The 17600-nt window shown below is 37.9% G+C and carries 14 protein-coding genes and 1 other RNA gene; 4 read left to right on the top strand and 11 right to left on the bottom strand.

Annotation, left to right across the window (positions count from 1 at the left end; genetic code table 11):
- Positions 1 to 863: transketolase C-terminal domain-containing protein (locus tag AAC037_RS03945; RefSeq protein ID WP_339901760.1), on the top strand; the 863-nt coding region annotated here is incomplete at its 5' end.
- Positions 864 to 982: 119 nt separating this feature from the next.
- Here AAC037_RS03945 and AAC037_RS03950 read toward each other — a convergent pair.
- On the bottom strand, positions 983 to 1654 hold the full coding sequence (locus tag AAC037_RS03950; RefSeq protein ID WP_339901761.1) for a hypothetical protein: 672 nt from the start codon (positions 1652 to 1654) through the stop codon (positions 983 to 985).
- A 77-nt stretch (positions 1655 to 1731) separates the two neighbouring features.
- On the opposite strand from AAC037_RS03950, the gene AAC037_RS03955 reads away from it, so the two are divergent.
- Positions 1732 to 2727 carry an acyl transferase gene (locus AAC037_RS03955; RefSeq protein ID WP_339901762.1) on the top strand — a complete coding sequence of 332 codons (996 nt, stop codon included), beginning with the start codon at positions 1732 to 1734 and terminating at the stop codon, positions 2725 to 2727.
- Positions 2728 to 2911: 184 nt separating this feature from the next.
- Here the strand turns inward: AAC037_RS03955 and AAC037_RS03960 are convergent, their stop codons facing one another.
- On the bottom strand, positions 2912 to 4069 hold the full coding sequence (locus AAC037_RS03960) for a sigma-54 dependent transcriptional regulator (RefSeq protein WP_339901763.1): 1158 nt from the start codon (positions 4067 to 4069) through the stop codon (positions 2912 to 2914).
- Positions 4070 to 4099: 30 nt separating this feature from the next.
- Positions 4100 to 4500, bottom strand: an RNA gene (gene rnpB / locus AAC037_RS03965) — RNase P RNA component class A.
- A gap of 371 nt (positions 4501 to 4871) precedes the next feature.
- On the opposite strand from rnpB, the gene AAC037_RS03970 reads away from it, so the two are divergent.
- Positions 4872 to 5441: a DUF3109 family protein gene (locus AAC037_RS03970; protein ID WP_339901764.1), complete on the top strand. Its 570-nt coding sequence runs from the start codon at positions 4872 to 4874 to the stop codon at positions 5439 to 5441.
- Between the two features lie 40 nt (positions 5442 to 5481).
- Here the strand turns inward: AAC037_RS03970 and AAC037_RS03975 are convergent, their stop codons facing one another.
- From AAC037_RS03975 to AAC037_RS04010, 8 genes are all read right to left on the bottom strand, one after another.
- On the bottom strand, positions 5482 to 7740 hold the full coding sequence (locus AAC037_RS03975; protein WP_339901765.1) for a lipid-A-disaccharide synthase N-terminal domain-containing protein: 2259 nt from the start codon (positions 7738 to 7740) through the stop codon (positions 5482 to 5484).
- On the bottom strand, positions 7737 to 8486 hold the full coding sequence (locus tag AAC037_RS03980) for a glycosyltransferase family 2 protein (RefSeq protein WP_339901766.1): 750 nt from the start codon (positions 8484 to 8486) through the stop codon (positions 7737 to 7739). Before AAC037_RS03980 ends, AAC037_RS03975 begins: the two co-directional genes overlap by 4 nt.
- A 425-nt stretch (positions 8487 to 8911) precedes the next feature.
- On the bottom strand, positions 8912 to 10216 hold the full coding sequence (locus AAC037_RS03985; protein WP_339901767.1) for a HAMP domain-containing sensor histidine kinase: 1305 nt from the start codon (positions 10214 to 10216) through the stop codon (positions 8912 to 8914).
- Positions 10185 to 10862: a response regulator transcription factor gene (locus AAC037_RS03990; protein ID WP_339901768.1), complete on the bottom strand. Its 678-nt coding sequence runs from the start codon at positions 10860 to 10862 to the stop codon at positions 10185 to 10187. The genes AAC037_RS03985 and AAC037_RS03990 overlap by 32 nt, the downstream gene beginning before the upstream one ends.
- A 323-nt stretch (positions 10863 to 11185) precedes the next feature.
- Positions 11186 to 12493 (bottom strand): UDP-N-acetylglucosamine 1-carboxyvinyltransferase, encoded by a 1308-nt coding sequence (murA, locus tag AAC037_RS03995; RefSeq protein ID WP_339901769.1) that lies wholly within the window; start codon positions 12491 to 12493, stop codon positions 11186 to 11188.
- Positions 12493 to 13170, bottom strand: a complete 678-nt coding sequence (locus AAC037_RS04000) for a DUF4290 domain-containing protein (protein WP_339901770.1) — start codon at positions 13168 to 13170, stop codon at positions 12493 to 12495. Before AAC037_RS04000 ends, murA begins: the two co-directional genes overlap by 1 nt.
- Positions 13171 to 13265: 95 nt before the next feature.
- Complete coding sequence (locus AAC037_RS04005) at positions 13266 to 15512, bottom strand: UvrD-helicase domain-containing protein (RefSeq protein WP_339901771.1); 2247 nt, start codon at positions 15510 to 15512, stop codon at positions 13266 to 13268.
- A 233-nt stretch (positions 15513 to 15745) separates the two neighbouring features.
- Positions 15746 to 16591 carry a lipid A biosynthesis acyltransferase gene (locus AAC037_RS04010; protein WP_339901772.1) on the bottom strand — a complete coding sequence of 282 codons (846 nt, stop codon included), beginning with the start codon at positions 16589 to 16591 and terminating at the stop codon, positions 15746 to 15748.
- Between the two features lie 114 nt (positions 16592 to 16705).
- Between AAC037_RS04010 and AAC037_RS04015 the strand changes: the two genes are divergently transcribed.
- Positions 16706 to 17296: a sigma-70 family RNA polymerase sigma factor gene (locus tag AAC037_RS04015; protein WP_339901773.1), complete on the top strand. Its 591-nt coding sequence runs from the start codon at positions 16706 to 16708 to the stop codon at positions 17294 to 17296.
- The last annotated feature ends 304 nt before the right edge of the window (positions 17297 to 17600 follow it).

The raw sequence follows: 17600 nt of genomic DNA on the forward strand, positions 1-17600 counted from the left end.
GGGTGACCGATACAGGTATTCGGGAAGTAAGCATTATAGGTCAGGGGATTGGTGCCGCCTTGAGGGGATTAAGACCAATCACGGAAATTCAGTACTTGGATTATCTTGTTTATGCCCTAATGACCCTTTCTGATGATTTGGCTTGTTTACACTACAGAACCAAAGGAGGGCAAAAAGCTCCGCTAATAATACGGACCAGAGGACACAGACTTGAAGGGGTATGGCATTCCGGGTCTCCCATAAGTATGATTTTAGGAAGCCTTAGAGGTATATTGTTGTGTGTACCAAGAAATATGACGCAAGCAGCGGGAATGTACAATACCTTGCTAGAGGCAGATCAACCTGCAATAGTCATCGAATCCCTGAATGGATACCGGTTAAAAGAAAAGATGCCTTCCAATATCGGGACATTTAAAGTGGCCTTGGGTAAGGCGGAAATTTTACAAGAAGGGAAGGATATTACTGTGGTAACCTATGGGTCCATGTGTAGGATTGTGATGGATGCGGCAAAGCAACTTTTCAAGATAGGGATACAGGTGGAAGTGATTGATGCTCAAACCTTGGTGCCATTTGATTTGGATGAGGTGGTTTTAAATTCTATTAAGAAGACCAATCGGGTTGTTTTCGCAGATGAAGATGTTCCCGGAGGAGCTTCTGCATACATGATGCAGCAGGTTTTGGAAAAACAAAATGCGTATTATTATCTCGATTCTCAACCCATCACCATCTCAGCAAAAGAGCATCGACCTGCCTATTCATCTGATGGGGATTATTTTTCTAAACCAAGCGTTGATGATGTAGTCGAAAAGGTTTATTCTGTCATGAGTGAATCAGACCCCAAAAAATTCCCGGAGATCTATTGATCAATCTTTTATTATTATAAGTTAACACTAAGTGAGTTCAGGTTTTTCTGTGGGAGATGGCCTTGCATTATTAACTCAGTCCTTCCAGAAAATCCACTACAATAAGAGTGAAATGGTAATTAGCGTTCTATCTGTGAAAGGGTAAAGTCAGGGGTGGAAACCACGTTACTTTCATTCAATGCCCTGTCTTTTACTTTTATTTCCAGTTTTAAAGTGTCGTTTCTAAAAACACTATTCCAACCTAAAGACAACATAGAATACCTAATTTCTCCTTCAATGGCACGTTGTTGTTCTTCTTCAAGCAAGCGAGGAAAGCGCCCGTTGAAAGTGGTAAAATAAGGAGGGTCTGACCAATTGAATTCAGTATAATTGCCTCCTCTTTTTATAAAAAATTTAACTAATATATTGTAATAGTCCTCGTTTTCAGCGACCCATAAGGTGTCTTTGATTTCTTGGTTGTTAATTAAAGGGAAAATTACCCAATCTCTATTGTTGAAATCTGGTGCATCTTCCGGGCGTTCACTATAAGTAATGAATTGCCCGGCATCATCTGTAATGTAATTGAGTTCGTTAAAAGGAGGGAAAATATCTGTGGCATTGAGCCCCAAATCCCCTTCCGCATCTCGGAAATCCAGTGTAATAATCAAAGAATCGGACCCGGAAGTTTGAACAAACTCCAGATTGTTAAAGTCAATTTGCGGCACCGTTGGAAAATCATCCGGTGGGGAAATGCATCCGACCCAAACTGAAAGTAGGAGCAGGGTAATGATGGTGTGATTTTTTAACTTCATAGGTAATCCGTAATTTTACACTTCCGCCTCTTTGAATGTAAAAATGATCAAAATTTGGGTTTTACCATAAAATAACGATGAATTCTTTTAAAAGTTTTTGTGAAAAAATTAAATCAGGGGCAATTGATGATTTTGATGCCCTGGCGATGGATTCGTTTATGTTTCAGTCTACCCGTAATAAAATTTACCGGAAGTACCTGGAAATAAGAGGTATTCAAGCTCATAACATTACTGAGGTTAGAGATATTCCCTTTCTTCCTATAGGGATGTTTAAAACTACAAAGGTGATCTCAGGGCCTGATGAGTTATTTAATTCCTATTATTCAAGCAGTGGGACAACAGGTCAAGAAAACAGTAGACATTATATTTATTCCAAAAACTTTTACCTGGAGCATTGTGTCAACAACTTTGAACGGGTTTATGGTTGCTTGGAGGGGTTTAATGTTTTGGCTTTGCTCCCTTCTTATCTGGAAAGGGAGGGTAGCTCCTTGGTAGACATGGCTGCTCATTTTATTAAGAAAAGTAAATCCGCTCAATCAGGCTTTTATTTGTATGAGCATGAAGCTTTATTGGGGAAAATGGAGCAGTTAAGAAAAGATGGAAGAAAAACATTGTTGCTTGGTGTGACTTTTGCACTTTTAGATTTAGCAGAAAAGATCAAAGAGCAGGAAGATTTTGGGGATTTGATCGTTATGGAAACGGGAGGGATGAAAGGAAGGAGGAAGGAGATGATCAGAGAGGAAGTGCATCAATTGCTCCGGGCAGCATTTAAGGTGCCTCATATTCATTCGGAATATGGCATGACGGAGCTTATGTCGCAGGCCTATTCTCCCGGGGAAGGTAAATTTTGGTGTTCACCTTTTATGAAGGTTTTGATACGAGATGTTTATGATCCCTATACCTATACTTCAGGCAGAACAGGAGCGATAAATGTTATAGATTTGGCCAATTTTCACTCTTGTTCTTTTATTGAAACAGAAGATTTGGGTTTGGAAAACAAGGATGGAAGCTTCACCGTTTTAGGGAGGATGGACAATAGTGAAACAAGGGGCTGTAATTTAATGATCAATTAATTTTGTATTTATTTAGTATTTGTACATATTTGACTTAAATCATTCGATAATTATGAAAACTTTAATGACAATTTTGGTGGCTTGTGCGATTTTGGTATTGTCTTCATGCGCTTCAAGCAAACCCTGTCCCGCCTATGCGAAGACAGGGAGTGTAGAAGTAAATGGTTAGGGATAAGGTGGTTATTTAATAATCTGCGTACTTTTTAATGTCTTCTGCAGAGATACTCTTGCCGCCGAGAATTACCAATCTTTCAATTACATTTCTAAGCTCCCGGATATTTCCTGTCCAAGGGAATTCCTGTAGCTTTTGAATGGCTTCTTTATCTATCTCTTTTTTAGTGGTACCATATTCTGCGGCAATATCTCCCAAGAATTTGTCTACTAGCATTGGTATGTCTTCACTTCTGTCCTTCAGTGGAGGGACTTGGATGAGTATGACGCTAATTCTATGGTAAAGGTCTTCTCTGAAATTGCCATCAGAAATTTCTTGCTTTAGGTTTTTATTGGTAGCTGCCAATACCCGGACATTCACTTTAATGTCTTTGTCACCACCTACACGAGTGATTTTGTGTTCTTGTAAAGCCCTGAGTACTTTTGCTTGGGCAGAAAGACTCATGTCACCAATTTCATCCAGGAAGAGCGTCCCTCCATTGGCTTGTTCAAATTTCCCTTGGCGCTGTTTATTGGCGGAGGTAAAGGCACCTTTCTCATGGCCAAACAATTCACTTTCAATTAATTCGGCAGGTATTGCGGCACAGTTGACAGCTATGAAGGGTGCTTTTTCTCGGTTGCTTTTTTGATGAATCCAGTGGGACACCAATTCCTTACCTGTGCCATTGGGTCCGGTAATCAAAACTCTGGCATCTGTTGGAGCTACCTTTTCTATGGTTTCTTTTACAATAGAAATAGCTTTGGATTCACCCACCATGTCTAGCTTCTTAGAAAGCTTTTTCTTAAGCACTTTGGTTTCTTGTACCAATTCTTTTTTGTCCAAAGCATTCCTCACTGTAAGCAACAGTCGGTTTAAATCCGGAGGTTTGGGGATAAAGTCGAAAGCACCTTTCTTGGTAGCTTCCACGGCAGTTTCTATTGATCCATGGGCTGAAATCATGATAAACTGAGGTTGCTTGCTTAGCTCGGCTGCTTTGGAAAGGACTTCCATGCCATCCATTTTGGGCATTTTGATATCGCAAAGAACCAAATCAAAATCCTCGTTATTTAGCATTTCGAGACCTTTTACGCCATCTTCGGCTTCATATATTTCGTACTTTTCGTACTCAAGAATTTCTTTCAGTGTGGACCTGATGACTTTTTCATCATCAATTATCAAGATTTTCGGCATGTTTACAGCTATCCGTTTTTTTAGTAAAATTAAAAGTGCAGGCTTATAAGCCGGGTTCTGTTACTCCTTTCAAAGTGTTTGCCATTTATCTAGCCTTTTCTTCACAGAAAAGGTCCAACGACCTACCCACTCCGGTTATCTAAGTAGATTTGGACGAGTAGCCCAATGACCGGAGCCTATTTGGTCTTTCAACCCATAAGGTTTGCCTTGCAATACCGGTCACCCGGTACCCGGTGGGCTCTTACCCCACCATTTCACCCTTACCCCATTTGGATAACCAGCCGGGGCGGTTTCTTTTCTGTGGTACTATCTGTTATTTTGGTATTCCTACCAAAACACCTTCCCGTTAGGAAGTATGGTACTCTATGTTGCCCGGACTTTCCTCTTTTCCTGATGATATCATCAAGAACAGCGACAAACCAGCCTGCACTTCACAAAAATAAATTAAATAAAGCCATAATTCACAATGATATCGGTTTTTATTAATGGTTTACCCTTTTCATATCCATTAAATCTATTTCTCCCTTCAAATTTATTGAGTATCTTTCTATTAGGTATGTGATAATTTAACTGACAAAGGGCTATGAAAGGTTTATTCAAAGGATTAATCGCGGGATATGGTGCCTACAAATTAGGTGGAGGATGCTTCAGTACTGTATTGATTTTTATTTTGCTTTGGTTCCTTTTGGGGCAATGTACATAAGCTTGTGATTTTAAAAGTGTGTAGGACTTATTAGGCTATAGGTTAATTTTTATTTTTAACCTATTTAGGAAAACTATACCTTTGTAAAAAAATGAGCATATGATATTAGTTGGTAATGCGGTAATCAGTGATGATATAAAAGAACAATTTTTTGTTTGTGATCTGGAAAAGTGCAAAGGAGCCTGTTGTGTGGAGGGAGATGCCGGGGCGCCTCTTTTAGATGATGAAATAGAAATTCTTGAAAAAGATTACCCTTCCATAGCCCCATTTCTTACAGATGAAGGTAGAAAAGCAATTGCTGACAAAGGAACATGGGTAATCGACCAAGAAAATGAAAAAGGGACGACTACTATCGGTGAAAATGGAGCCTGCGCATTTGCTACAACGGATGAAAAAGGAATTTTGAAATGTGGAATAGAAGATGCCTACAATCACGGCGAAACCACTTTTAAAAAACCTGTTAGCTGTCATTTATACCCCATTAGGATCACCAGGTATGATGAATATGAGGCCTTGAACTATGATCGCTGGGAAATTTGTGATCCTGCCTGCTCATTAGGAAACTCCTTAGGGGTACCGCTTTATAGGTTTTTAAAAGGAGCGCTTATAAGGAAGTATGGAGAAGAATGGTATGCAGAGCTTCTTGAGGAAATCGGAGTGGAGGAATAATCCCTCCTGTGTTTTATTAAGAGCCTTTGTATTTAAAGCTTTATTTTTTTACGAGTCTTACTATTTTCCATCCATCTATTTCCTTTAGTTGTACCCAACTAAAGTTTTCATCGGTTTGGGGTAATTTCTTTTTACTTTTCATTATCCAAATGGACCTATGTGGAGCTGATGAAGTAATCCAATCAGGGTTTGACTCCATGTTTATAAGTTGAGATTTCCAGCTTTGATCTTGTTGAAATTGGGTTTCTCTATTTAAACTTTCGTCTCCATCAAAAACAGATATTACCTGAAGATTGGAATTGAAAAGTCCTGATGGCATACGTTTATCATAAATGTAAACACGGGATTCAGCTTGTTCATGATCTAAAATCCAATCCGTGACGCGATGGGTATCGTTAATGACTCCCGGGTTTTGGCTCAAGAAATAGGTAGACATGCACGTTAGACCTAATGTAAAAATAAAGGCTGAAATTACTGTTCGATCTAATTTTCTGATATTTACCTGCTGTATAGTGACCAAAAGAGAAGCGAGTATAAACCAGATGAAATAATATTTATAATTAAGGGAAATTCTAGTGTCCATTAATGGCAAGCTTAAAAGGGTAATCATCAGTACTATGTGGTAAGCGGATTGAAACCTCTCCCATATCTTATGCTGGGTAGGTTTCAGCTTTTCCCAATAATAAATTGTACCAATTGCCAACCCAGGGTAAATGGGTAAAATATACAAAACCAATTTTGATTGGCTCATAGAGAAAAATAACAAAGGCAAAAGTACCCACATAAGCAGAAGGGTGCCATTGTTTTGAAAATCTTTCCATCTAACGGGGAATTGCTTGAATAATAGGATTACCCAAGGAAAAGCAGTTCCCAATAAAACAGCGATGTAAAACCAAAATGGTTGCCCCCTTTGGAAAGTGTTTGTTGCAAACCGTTGGATAGTGTGTTTAAAAAGAAAATAATTTAAAAATCGGGCATCCTCCAAATACAAATACACAAACCAACTTAATCCTATTGCCAACATTAAAAAAATGCCTATTACATGTATCTTCCAAGATCCGAGATTCTGTTTTTGCACCAATCCCTGAAACAAGCTGACCATAGCCGGTACAATTAATACCACAGGTCCTTTGGTCAAAAAACCAAAGCCAAGGAATACATAACATAAGATAAGAAGAATGGGTTTTTGTTTCTTACAATATAAAAACCAAAAATACATGGTTGCAGTGACAAATAAAGTCAAATACATGTCAGTCGTCAGGGCCCTACTACCTATAATCAAAGTAGGAAACGAGGCATAGAGCATAGCCGCGAGGAATGCTTGATTTGGGTTGTTAAAAAAGACCAGTGCGATCTTATAAACTAGCCAAATCAATATCAAAGCGGCCAATTGGAGAAACAGGCGGGCAGAAAAAGCCGAAGTGCCAAAAAGCTTAAAGCTGAGAGCTGTCAGCCAATAAGTTACTGGAGGTTTATGGAAATGATAGATGCCCATCAATTGTGGATGTAATAAGTCACCATTAGTTAGCATTTCTTTGGAAATCTCAGCATATCTTGCCTCACTCGATTCTGTTACCGACCATGAACCAAGGTTAAAGAATAAGGCCAAACCTGTAAATAAGATTAGAAGAAAGAGTCGGATTCTTTTTAACCTGTATAAGTAAGGTTGTCGACTGAGATTTACTTTTCCAGAATTAATCATAAGGTTACGCAAATAGACGATGATACCAAACGCTTGGCCGATAAACAAAACACTGTCTTTTCTATAGATGGCATAGGAAGCGATGAGTAGTGCACCAACTAGGCTAATGTACCAAAAAGCTAATGGAAACTCAGCCTTCCTTTTCTTTTCTGCATGGCGCCATTGTACAACAAAACGTAAGGTGAATATGGCTTGACCAAAGGTGCCCCAGGTTAATAAAACCTTACTAATCTCAGGGTTATTTACCAATATAAAAAAGTCATAATGTGCTACAAATAGCAGGTAGAGTAAAAAAAACAGGGGAAGAAGCAAAAAAACCAACCTTAATGTAGTGGTAAAAGCTTTCCATGCGTTGAGGATCTGTAAATTACGGATATATATATAGTAACCTATCAACTGTCCCCCAACGATAACCATATCCTCACGGAAGGTCCCATAAACAAGCAGGAGGAAAGAAGCCATTAAACTCAATTGCCAAAAAATCACAGGAGACAATACTTTACCTGCCTTTTCCGACTTAACAAGCTGAATTAAGAATCTGGCAGAGAAAAGTCCTTGGGCAAGAAACCCAATTCCAAGTAAAGGCCAATTTTTCACATTATGCCAATTTTGTCTTTTCTGATGGAACTTTCAGAAATGATATAGGGAGTTTTTCTTTTCATCATCCATCTGATTGCTAAAGTATCTTGCAATGGAGACAATAGTCGATTCCAAACGTTAAATTTTGACCTCCCTGTTAACCTAGGGTAATGATTAATAGGGACTTCGGTAATGTTTTTTCTTTGAAGTAACGCCAATGCAGGAAAGAAACGGTGGTTACCTTTAAAGAAGGGCATGTCTAAAGCCACTTTTCGTCGAATTATTTTTAGGGGACAACCTGAATCGCTAATGTTATCGTGTAGCAAGGAATTCCGAAACCAATTGGCAAATTCTGAAGCTATTTTTTTTCCTCGGCTGTCTCTCCGGACTTGTCGTTTTCCAGTTACCAGGTCGTAATTATGAATAAGGGGCTCCAGTTTTAAAAAGTCAGATGGATTGGTTTGTAAATCAGCATCTATATACCCCACCCACCAGGTGTCTGCGGTTTGAAACCCTGCCCTAATGGCAGCACTAAGCCCAGTGTTTTTATCAAATGATATGTAATTCGCAAAATCATATTGAGAGCAAGCTTTTTTAATCTGAACCAAACTAGCGTCGGTTGAACCATCATTTACAAAAAGAATACTAGCAGTTAAATTGGTATGGTTAAGGTAATTCTCAAAAGCAGGGATAATCATTTTAATACCAGCCTCTTCATTGAAAACCGGAATAATTATGGTGATACTATTAGGCGTTTCTTTCATAGTGAAATGGTTAAAACTGTAATTATAGTCTATTCTCAGCACTGCTATTACTGAAATTATTTTTTTGAATAACCATAGTATTTAATTAATCAGTGGCATTTATCAACAAATCGCCCTTCCCTTTTGGGAGTGTCTTTTTTATTCCTATATCCAATAAAACCTATGCTTTACCTATGCTTTGTTTTACCTTGAAGAAAGATATCCTGTGCAAGGTAAATTAAGGTCAACTGGCCTGTTGTGGATTCTGAGAACTTAAACCTAGAATTCAATTTAAAATTCCCGGAGAAGAGCTCCTCCCTAGCTGCGCTGAAGGTGTGGGGATAAGGGTGAAGGTTTTCTACCGAAAAAGCTGACTTGACTTGTATCTGCTTAGTAAGATTTTAATTGATCAAATGTGGTAATGAATTTGGAAGATATTTTGAATTTTAGAATCGTATTGAAAAAAAATGAGTAGAATTTTCAAATTCGTAGCTTATAGTCCAACCATTTTGTTTGCATATTTCCTTAACAATAGCCAAACCCAAGCCACTATTCGTGGTAGCGGTAGTACTTATTGAAAATCTTTTAAAAAGTGCTTTTTCTTCTAATTTGTGTTTACCGGAATTTGAAACAATCAAAACCCTATTGAATAATTTAACTGTAATAGATTCACCGACAGGAGTATGTCTGATTGCATTGGAGAGTAAGTTGTTGACTAAAGTTTCCGCTAAGAATTTATTGCAAGAAACGGTTTCAAAATCTCCGATTTGTTTTTCAAACTTGATATTTCTCTCTTCAATATAATCATGGAGCAAGTCCACACTTTTATTTAGAAGAACTAGGAAATCTACATTTTCCAAATCGCCAAACTGGCTATTTTCAATTTTGGCAAGTAAGAGAAGGTTTTTATTTACCCGAGTTAATCTGGATAATGGGAGTTGAATTTCTTGTATTAAATCAGCATATTCCTGCGAGAGACTTTTCTGCTGAAGGAGAATGTCCAACTTAGATTTTACTAAAGCGATAGGTGTTTGGAGTTCATGAGAAGCATTCGCAACAAAGGATTTTTGCTGGTTATACGCATTTATACTTTGATTGATAAGGGCACCAATGGTTTGATTCAATTCATTAAATTCCTCAATCTCACTTTCTTCAAATACCACCTTTTTTTCCTCATTGATATCAAATTCCCTTAACTTGGAGAGGGTAAGGTAAAAGGGTTTCCAAACTTTTTTTGAGATGCTTTTATTCAACCGGATAAAGCCAAAGACTAGGAACCCATACATCAGTAAAGTAATTAAACCAATTGCAAAAATTGTTTCATAGGATTCCTCGATTTTGGTTTCGACGTTTAGTAAATAAGGCTTTTTATTTATTTCTATTACAGATTGCAATCCTCGAAAACGATCCCATTCCTGTTCATATTCATTGTATTTGGTGATTTCATAGATGCTGTCAGGTTTGGATGGAAGGTTGTTTATACTAGTGATGGTGGAACTTGGCTGTAAAATATTCCATGTATTAAGTATCGTTTCTAGATCCTGATCTGATACATGTACCTGATCAAATCTATTTTCTATCCGCTCCATTATTATCTCATGATTGTCGTCGATTTCGGTTACCCAAATCCAATCTACCACCAGAAAATAACTGGGGATACTAAGCACCAAAATAGCAAGAGAATAAATCGAAAATGCCTTAAAAGGACCATCCAGAAGTTTATGATGTTTCCCATTTGTATCCCGTTCCATAGATGGTTTTAAGGTAGCCGCCATAGTTTTGTTCATTTAGCTTTTTCTTAAGATTTTTCACATGGGCGTATACAAAATCAAAGCTATCAAACATGTCCGCTACATCTCCTGACAAATGTTCTGCCAATGCGCTCTTGGACAAAACCCTGTTTTTGTTTCCTATAAAAAATAATAATAATTGGTATTCCTTTCGGGTAAGGACTATGGGTAATGAATTTATTGTTACTGTTTTAGAAAGTAGGTCAATTTTTAGCTCGTTAAATTCAATTAAATTGGAGGAATCAAATTGCTTCCTCCGTATGACGGAGTGGATTCGAGCTGCCAATTCAGAATGATGAAAAGGTTTGGCTAAATAATCGTCAGCACCAATATTCAGGCCTTTTATTTTGTCTTCTAAAGCATTTTTAGCAGAAATTATGATTACACCATCCTGCTTGTTTTGGCTACGCAACTCTTTTAAGATTTGAAAGCCATCTCCTCCTGGTAGCATGAGATCGAGCAAAATACAATCGTACATGTACAAGCTTATTTTTTCTAATGCAGAATAAAAATCATAAGCTACTTCGCAAAGGTAATTTCCCGAAGTCAAGTAATTGACAATGTCTGTTGCCAATTCTTTCTCATCTTCTATTACCAGGATTTTCATGGTTTTAAGATATAAATTTATATTGAAGACTTAAAGCATTTATCAAAGTACAGGAAATAAACCCATTTATTTTATTCAAACCCGAAATGCCCAATAGATCTTCTATTTTAATATGAAATCACTTTCAGGTATCAAAATTTTGTAAAATGGGTTATAGGGATTGTCAAAATTGCAAGTCTATTACCGTTTGGACGAAAAAAAAACCGAAAATTGCAATAGTAAAAATGACTGTTGCAGTTTTCGGTTAAAAGGAAATGATTATTTATATACAAAAATACAATCAAGATGAAGTTTTTTCCACCTTTGATTGTAAATAGCATCTGTTAATTAAACCTTACAATGTCAGCTCCAAGCGCATTCAGGCGCTGGTCAATGTATTGATAGCCTCTATCAATTTGTTCAACGTTGTCGATTATTGAAACACCCTCAGCGGACATGGCCGCAATCAAAAGTGATACCCCCGCTCTTATGTCTGGTGAAGTCATTCGGATACCCTTTAGCGGATACTTTCTGTCCAGGCCTATTACAGTGGCTCTGTGCGGGTCGCAAAGGATGATTTGGGCCCCCATGTCAATTAATTTGTCCACAAAAAACAACCTGCTTTCAAACATTTTTTGATGAACCAGAACAGTTCCTTTGGCTTGGGTAGCCACCACCAGCACTATGCTTAGTAAATCAGGGGTGAAACCCGGCCATATGGCATCTGAGACAGTTAAAATAGAGCCGTCTATAAAAGTTTCTATCTCAAAATGTTTCCTTGCAGGGATGTAGATGTCATCTCCTTTGATTTCCAGGTGAATACCCAGTCTTCTGAAAGTGTCGGGTATTATTCCTAGTTTGTCAACCATAGCATCCTTGATAGTGATCTCAGATTGGGTCATAGCAGCTAAGCCAATAAAGGATCCAATCTCTATCATGTCAGGAAGGAGGGTATGCTCTGTACCTTTTAGATTTTTCACCCCATCAATTTCCAATAGGTTAGAACCAATGCCGGATATCTTACCTCCCATGCTATTGATCATTAGGCAAAGTTGCTGTATGTATGGCTCACAGGCCGCATTGTATAGGGTGGTCTTTCCCTCAGCCATTACGGCAGCCATAATGATATTGGCTGTACCTGTGACTGATGCCTCATCCAATAACATATAGGTCCCTTTTAATTGACTGGCATCAATTTTATAGAGTTCATTTTTAGCATCATAATGGAATTTTGCACCAAGCTTTTGAAAACCCGTAAAATGCGTATCCATACGTCTTCTTCCAATCTTGTCACCACCGGGTTTAGAAATTCGGCCTTTTCCAAACCTTGAGAGTAATGGGCCTAGAAGCATCACTGATCCTCTTAGGCTGGAAGCTTTCTCCAGATACTCTTCAGTTTCTAGGTAAGAAAGTTTAATATTCTTGGCTGTAAAGGAATAGCTTTCAGGTCCTCGTTTTTTTACGACCACTCCCATGTCTGAGAGCAGTTCAATTAGTTTATTTATATCCCTGATGTTAGGGATTTTATTGATGATAACCTCCTCAGATGTAAGCAATACGGCACAGAGGATTTGCAAGGCTTCGTTTTTAGCGCCTTGGGGAGTGATTTCACCTTTAAGTTTCGTCCCTCCATTTACCCGAAATGATGCCATTAATTTCTTCTTTTTTTGCTATTAGAACCGTTATTTCTTCTTTTTCCTCCGGAATAATTCCTTCTTCCACCACTGTTGGAGTTGTTTCCCGAATTATTTGGAACATTGCTTTTGAAATCCCTACGCATGCTGGTTTCAAAAAGTCCGTTTTCTTTGACTTTTTCGAGGTCAATGTGGAGTTTACCTTTGGAGAGGGATTTGATGTCATCAATAATGATGGCATCATCAAAGTTTTCACGATTCCAGGTAGAGTGAAAGCTTCGCATCAATTGTCCGATATAAATCAAAGCGGTTTCTTGCTCCTGATCATCTTCTATTTCAATAGCTTTTGCTATTAACTTTTCAATATTTCTTCCATAGTGCTTGTATCGAACTTCTCCTTTAGGATAACCAATCGGAAGCGGTTTTTTACCCAGTAGTTCTTTTTCCGGCATTGGGAAAGGAGAATCCACTTCGAGTGAGAAATCTGACATAATGTACATATCGTCCCAAAGCTTTTGATCACTTTCGGTTTTTAATAATGGATTGAGTTGTTTCATCAACTCCACCAATGCGTATGCGTATTCTGTCCGTTTCTCTTGATCGGGAACAGTTTTTACATAATCCACTAATTTCTGGATGTTTTTTCCGTATTCTTTCAAAATAACTTTGTTTTTAGGCTTTTCATTATTTACCATGATACCTGCTTTTAAGTTTCCTGAACTTTTCTCAATATACTAAAAAAAAATGCATTAGTTAAGTCTCAGGTGCTTCCGGTATCTATGATCATTTGCTATTCTACTATGCGAAGCTTTGCAAAGCTAAGTAATAATGTTTTATCTCCAAAATGCTCGAAATGAATATGTGCTTTTCTATTGGTACCCTCGGTTTCAATGCCATGTACTTTTCCAAAGCCAAACTTAGGGTGCTCCACCTTCATTCCTTCTTTCAAATTATTGGTGTTGGAGGGTTTAAAGTTAGGTCCGGGGTCATGTAATTTGCTCGTTGTATTTCTAATGGCCGGCTTTTTCTTAAGTCCAACAAAGCCTTGTTTTCCCTCACTTTCCCTAAAACTACTGGAAAGTTTACTGCTTAGTTTTTTATTGACCTTGATAAATGTTGGGTCAATTTCTTCCAAAAACCTACTGGGCTCACAATTAAGCAATCTTCCATAACGGTACCTCGTCAGGGCATAACTGAAGTACAACTTCTCCATGGCCCTGGTTGTAGCTACATAAAACAATCGCCTTTCTTCTTCCAGGTCTTCTCTGCTTTGCATCATCATCTGGGAAGGAAAAAGATCTTCTTCCATTCCTACCACAAACACATACTTAAATTCGAGACCCTTGGAGGAGTGAATGGTCATCATGGTAACCGTATCCTGATTGTTTTTGTTTTGGTCTTCATCTGTCAGTAGGGCAATTTCCTGAAGAAAAGCACCTAATGATTTGTCTTCATTTTCCGGATTGGCTACATACTCCTTGATGGCGTTGAGCAATTCCTGAACGTTCTCATACCTGTTGAGTCCTTCAATGGTTTTGTCTTCATACAAATCTCGCAAAAGCCCCGATTGCTTGGCGATAGATGTGGCCGCTTCAAATGCATCTTTTCTTTCCACTTCCATTTTGAAGCTTTTGATCATGGTGCAAAAATCTGTGACTGCATTTGCACCTCTGCCCGATAAGAAACTCTGGCTATTGTTAAGCACTTTCCACAATGAAATATCATGTTCATAGGCGCCCACCATAAGTTTTTCAACACTGGTGTTTCCTATACCTCTTTTGGGGTAATTAATGATTCTTTTAAAAGCTTCTTCATCTTCATGGTTGACCACAAACCTAAAGTAGCCCATGAGGTCTTTGATCTCTTTCCTCTGGTAAAATGAAAGTCCGCCAATAATTCTATAAGCGATTCCTGACTTTCTCAGGGCTTCTTCCATAGACCTGGACTGGGAGTTTGTCCGGTACAAAATGGCAAAATCACTATTGCTTAATTGCTTGTTATTTTTTTCTTCAAAAATAGTCGCTGCCACCATTCTGCCTTCTTCATTGTCTGAAGAGGCTTTCATCAATTCAATTAAATCTCCGGAATCATTTTGAGTCCAAACATTTTTTTTGAGTTGTGATTTGTTTTTGGCAATGATAGAGTTGGCGGTTTCTACAATGTTCTTGGTTGACCTGTAGTTTTGCTCCAGCTTAACGACCAAAAGGTCTGGATAATCTTTTTCAAAATTCAGAATGTTCTGAATGTCAGCCCCCCTAAAGGCATAAATACTTTGCGCATCATCTCCCACCACGCATATGTTCTGATGAACGGCAGCAAGTTTTTTAGTGATCAGGTATTGGGAAAGGTTGGTGTCTTGAAACTCATCCACCATCACATATCGAAACCTTTGCTGGTATTTGTTCAATACATCAGGATGGTCCCGAAACAAGATGTTGGTATTGAAAAGCAAGTCGTCAAAATCCATGGCTGAGGACCTAAATAGCCTGTTTTGGTAGACCTTATAGATTTCTCCCATTTTTGGTTTCATGGCAGCTTCATCATCAGCGATAATATAAGGGTCGTTAAGGTATGCCTGCCAGCCGATCAGCCTATTTTTAGCCCCGGAAATTCTGGAAAGTACCGTATTGGCCTTGTAAACCTTATCGTCCAATTTCATCTCTTTAACAATGGATCTGATAAGTGATTTGCTGTCGTCACTGTCATAGATCGTGAAATTGCTCGGATAACCTAATTTTTGAGCTTCCACACGTAGGATTTTAGCAAAGACAGAGTGAAATGTTCCCATCCAGGTGTTTCTCGCCTCCAAGCCTATCAGCTTCTCAATACGCTGCTTCATTTCACTGGCAGCCTTATTGGTAAAGGTTAAGGAGAGGATCTGAAAAGCATCTACCTTTTTTTCGTGAATTAAATGGGCAATTCTGTAAGTTAGCACTCTGGCTTTTCCTGACCCTGCGCCTGCAATAATCATTACCGGGCCTTCAGTTTTTTTTACAGCTTCAAGTTGAGGAGGATTAAGGGTGGCTAAATATTCCATATTCTATTCAATTTACTTTTTTCCAGCTAAGTGATTGTAGCCGGTTCAAAGTTATCAATTCTTTTTCAGCTTACGTTCAGATACAATTTAATTGTCAATGATTATAAAACTGAAAAGGATGTTTAATTGGTTCTGTTTTCTTTATGAATGCTTTTATACAGTCAACTACTACCTTAAAAAAAACTACCTTAGATAAGGTTGTTTGAAAGGTAATAGGTCAAGGTAGTTATTAATTATGGTTTTTTTTGCTTCCACCTATTGTGTGACCATAAATAAAGAGAGGGTTCATCTCGTATATTTTTTTCTAATAGGTTGATAAATTTATCAGTAATGGAATGCTGCTCATGATCCAGGTAAGGAGGTTGGCTTAAAACCTGATATTCAAAAATATAATGTCCTCTTTTGGGTTTGCTTGTATGTGCATAAATAACTTTAGTGTTGAATTTTTTGGCCAGTTTTTCTCCTCCTTCAAAAAAAGCAGTTTCCCGATTCATAAATGGAGTCCAATACCTGATGTCAGATAAATTGGGGCGCTGATCGGCAGCCAAAACGATGAGCCTAGGCTTATTTCGATTTCTCAAAAAAGTACGTTGAAAGGATTTTCTTTCAGTAAGAATTGCTCCAAAACGACAGCGCATGGACTTCATTAGTTTTTCAAAAAATGGAGCACTCAACTTTGTGTAAACTGTTTCGCACTTTTCACCCATATTGGAAGAAGCCGTTAAAAGGTGTCCTTCCCAATTAAAAAAATGTCCACACATCCCTATCACAATTTCTCCATTGTCTACATTGTCAGTCACCAAGTTTGAATTTTTGGTAACAAACCTTCGATGGAGTTCTTTTTTACCCATGGTCAGCAGTTTGATCGTTTCTGCCATGGAGTCAGTAAAGTTTCTATAAAATTTCCTAGCTATAGCTTTTACTTCCGCATCACTTTTTTCGGGGAAACCATTTTTGATATTGTTCAGGACTACTTTTTTTCTATACCCAATTACATAATAGGCTAAAAGGTAAAAGAGGTCCGAAAAAATAAACAGGACTATCAGTGGTAGTTTGGAAAACAGCCGAAATAAGAGCATATTACTTTTTGCGAGGTTTAATGAGAAATCATCCCGGGTCAAAATAATGAAATATTAGTGACTTTCTTGAGGAAAATTAGTTATAAATAAACCCAATTAGTAATTTTATGGTCTATGTCCGAAGCTCAAAGAAAAAAATATTCAGATAAAGATAAAAACAACATTTTTGATCATGAATTCATGCCTCATATAGATTCCATGTACAATTTCGCGTACAGGTTGACTTTCGATGAGGATGATGCCAAAGACTTGGTGCAGGATACTTATCTCAAGGCTTACCGATTTATCAACTCTTTTGAGAAAGGCACCAATGCCAAAGCTTGGTTATTCAGGATATTAAAAAACAGTTTTATCAATGAATACCGCAAGAAAAGCAAGCAACCCGCAAAGGTAGATTATCAAGAGGTTGAAACTTATTATAACTCAGAGAATGTTGATTATAATATGACCTCTGATTTGAGGGTGGATGCGGTTAAAGATATGCTAGGTGATGAGATTTCAAATGCATTGAATAGCCTTGCTGTCGACTTCAGGACCGTGATTATTCTTTGTGACTTGGAAGGTTTTACTTATGAGGAAATGGCAAAGATTTTGGATATCCCTATAGGCACGGTCAGGTCAAGACTTCATCGCGCAAGGAACCTTTTAAAGGATAAACTTCGTTCCTATGCTGGAAACATGGGGTATGATACTGAAGAAGAATAAAAAAAGCATCGAAAACACTTAAAATGGACAAGAATCAAAATACATCCAACAAAAGAAAGGAAAACTGTAGTGATGAAAACAAGTGCTTTGAACTTTTGGAAAGCATTTTGGATGGGGAAGGCACGGCTGATTCAAAAGAAATCCTAAATGAGAAAATCGCTAAATGTCAGCCATGTTTTGAGCATTATACCAAATTGCTTGATCAGGCATACTTAAAAAAAGCTCAACCAAATCCTTATATCTAAATGAACCAACAGTTTTGATGAAACCTGCAGGGTTATAAGCACTAGTTCCAGGCAACAAT

It is taken from the genome of uncultured Cyclobacterium sp. (assembly GCF_963976465.1).
Lineage (GTDB): Bacteria > Bacteroidota > Bacteroidia > Cytophagales > Cyclobacteriaceae > Cyclobacterium.

What these genes read in the sequence shown, in the direction of transcription:
- AAC037_RS04000 (WP_339901770.1), bottom strand. Translation starts at nt 13,170, where the DNA reads ATGGTAAATAATGAAAAGCCTAAAAACAAAGTTATTTTGAAAGAATAC.
- murA (WP_339901769.1), bottom strand. Translation starts at nt 12,493, where the DNA reads ATGGCATCATTTCGGGTAAATGGAGGGACGAAACTTAAAGGTGAAATC.
- AAC037_RS03955 (WP_339901762.1), top strand. Translation starts at nt 1,732, where the DNA reads ATGAATTCTTTTAAAAGTTTTTGTGAAAAAATTAAATCAGGGGCAATT.
- AAC037_RS04010 (WP_339901772.1), bottom strand. Translation starts at nt 16,591, where the DNA reads ATGCTCTTATTTCGGCTGTTTTCCAAACTACCACTGATAGTCCTGTTT.
- AAC037_RS04015 (WP_339901773.1), top strand. Translation starts at nt 16,706, where the DNA reads ATGTCCGAAGCTCAAAGAAAAAAATATTCAGATAAAGATAAAAACAAC.
- AAC037_RS03985 (WP_339901767.1), bottom strand. Translation starts at nt 10,216, where the DNA reads ATGGAACGGGATACAAATGGGAAACATCATAAACTTCTGGATGGTCCT.
- AAC037_RS03970 (WP_339901764.1), top strand. Translation starts at nt 4,872, where the DNA reads ATGATATTAGTTGGTAATGCGGTAATCAGTGATGATATAAAAGAACAA.
- AAC037_RS03990 (WP_339901768.1), bottom strand. Translation starts at nt 10,862, where the DNA reads ATGAAAATCCTGGTAATAGAAGATGAGAAAGAATTGGCAACAGACATT.
- AAC037_RS03960 (WP_339901763.1), bottom strand. Translation starts at nt 4,069, where the DNA reads ATGCCGAAAATCTTGATAATTGATGATGAAAAAGTCATCAGGTCCACA.
- AAC037_RS03980 (WP_339901766.1), bottom strand. Translation starts at nt 8,486, where the DNA reads ATGAAAGAAACGCCTAATAGTATCACCATAATTATTCCGGTTTTCAAT.
- AAC037_RS03950 (WP_339901761.1), bottom strand. Translation starts at nt 1,654, where the DNA reads ATGAAGTTAAAAAATCACACCATCATTACCCTGCTCCTACTTTCAGTT.
- AAC037_RS04005 (WP_339901771.1), bottom strand. Translation starts at nt 15,512, where the DNA reads ATGGAATATTTAGCCACCCTTAATCCTCCTCAACTTGAAGCTGTAAAA.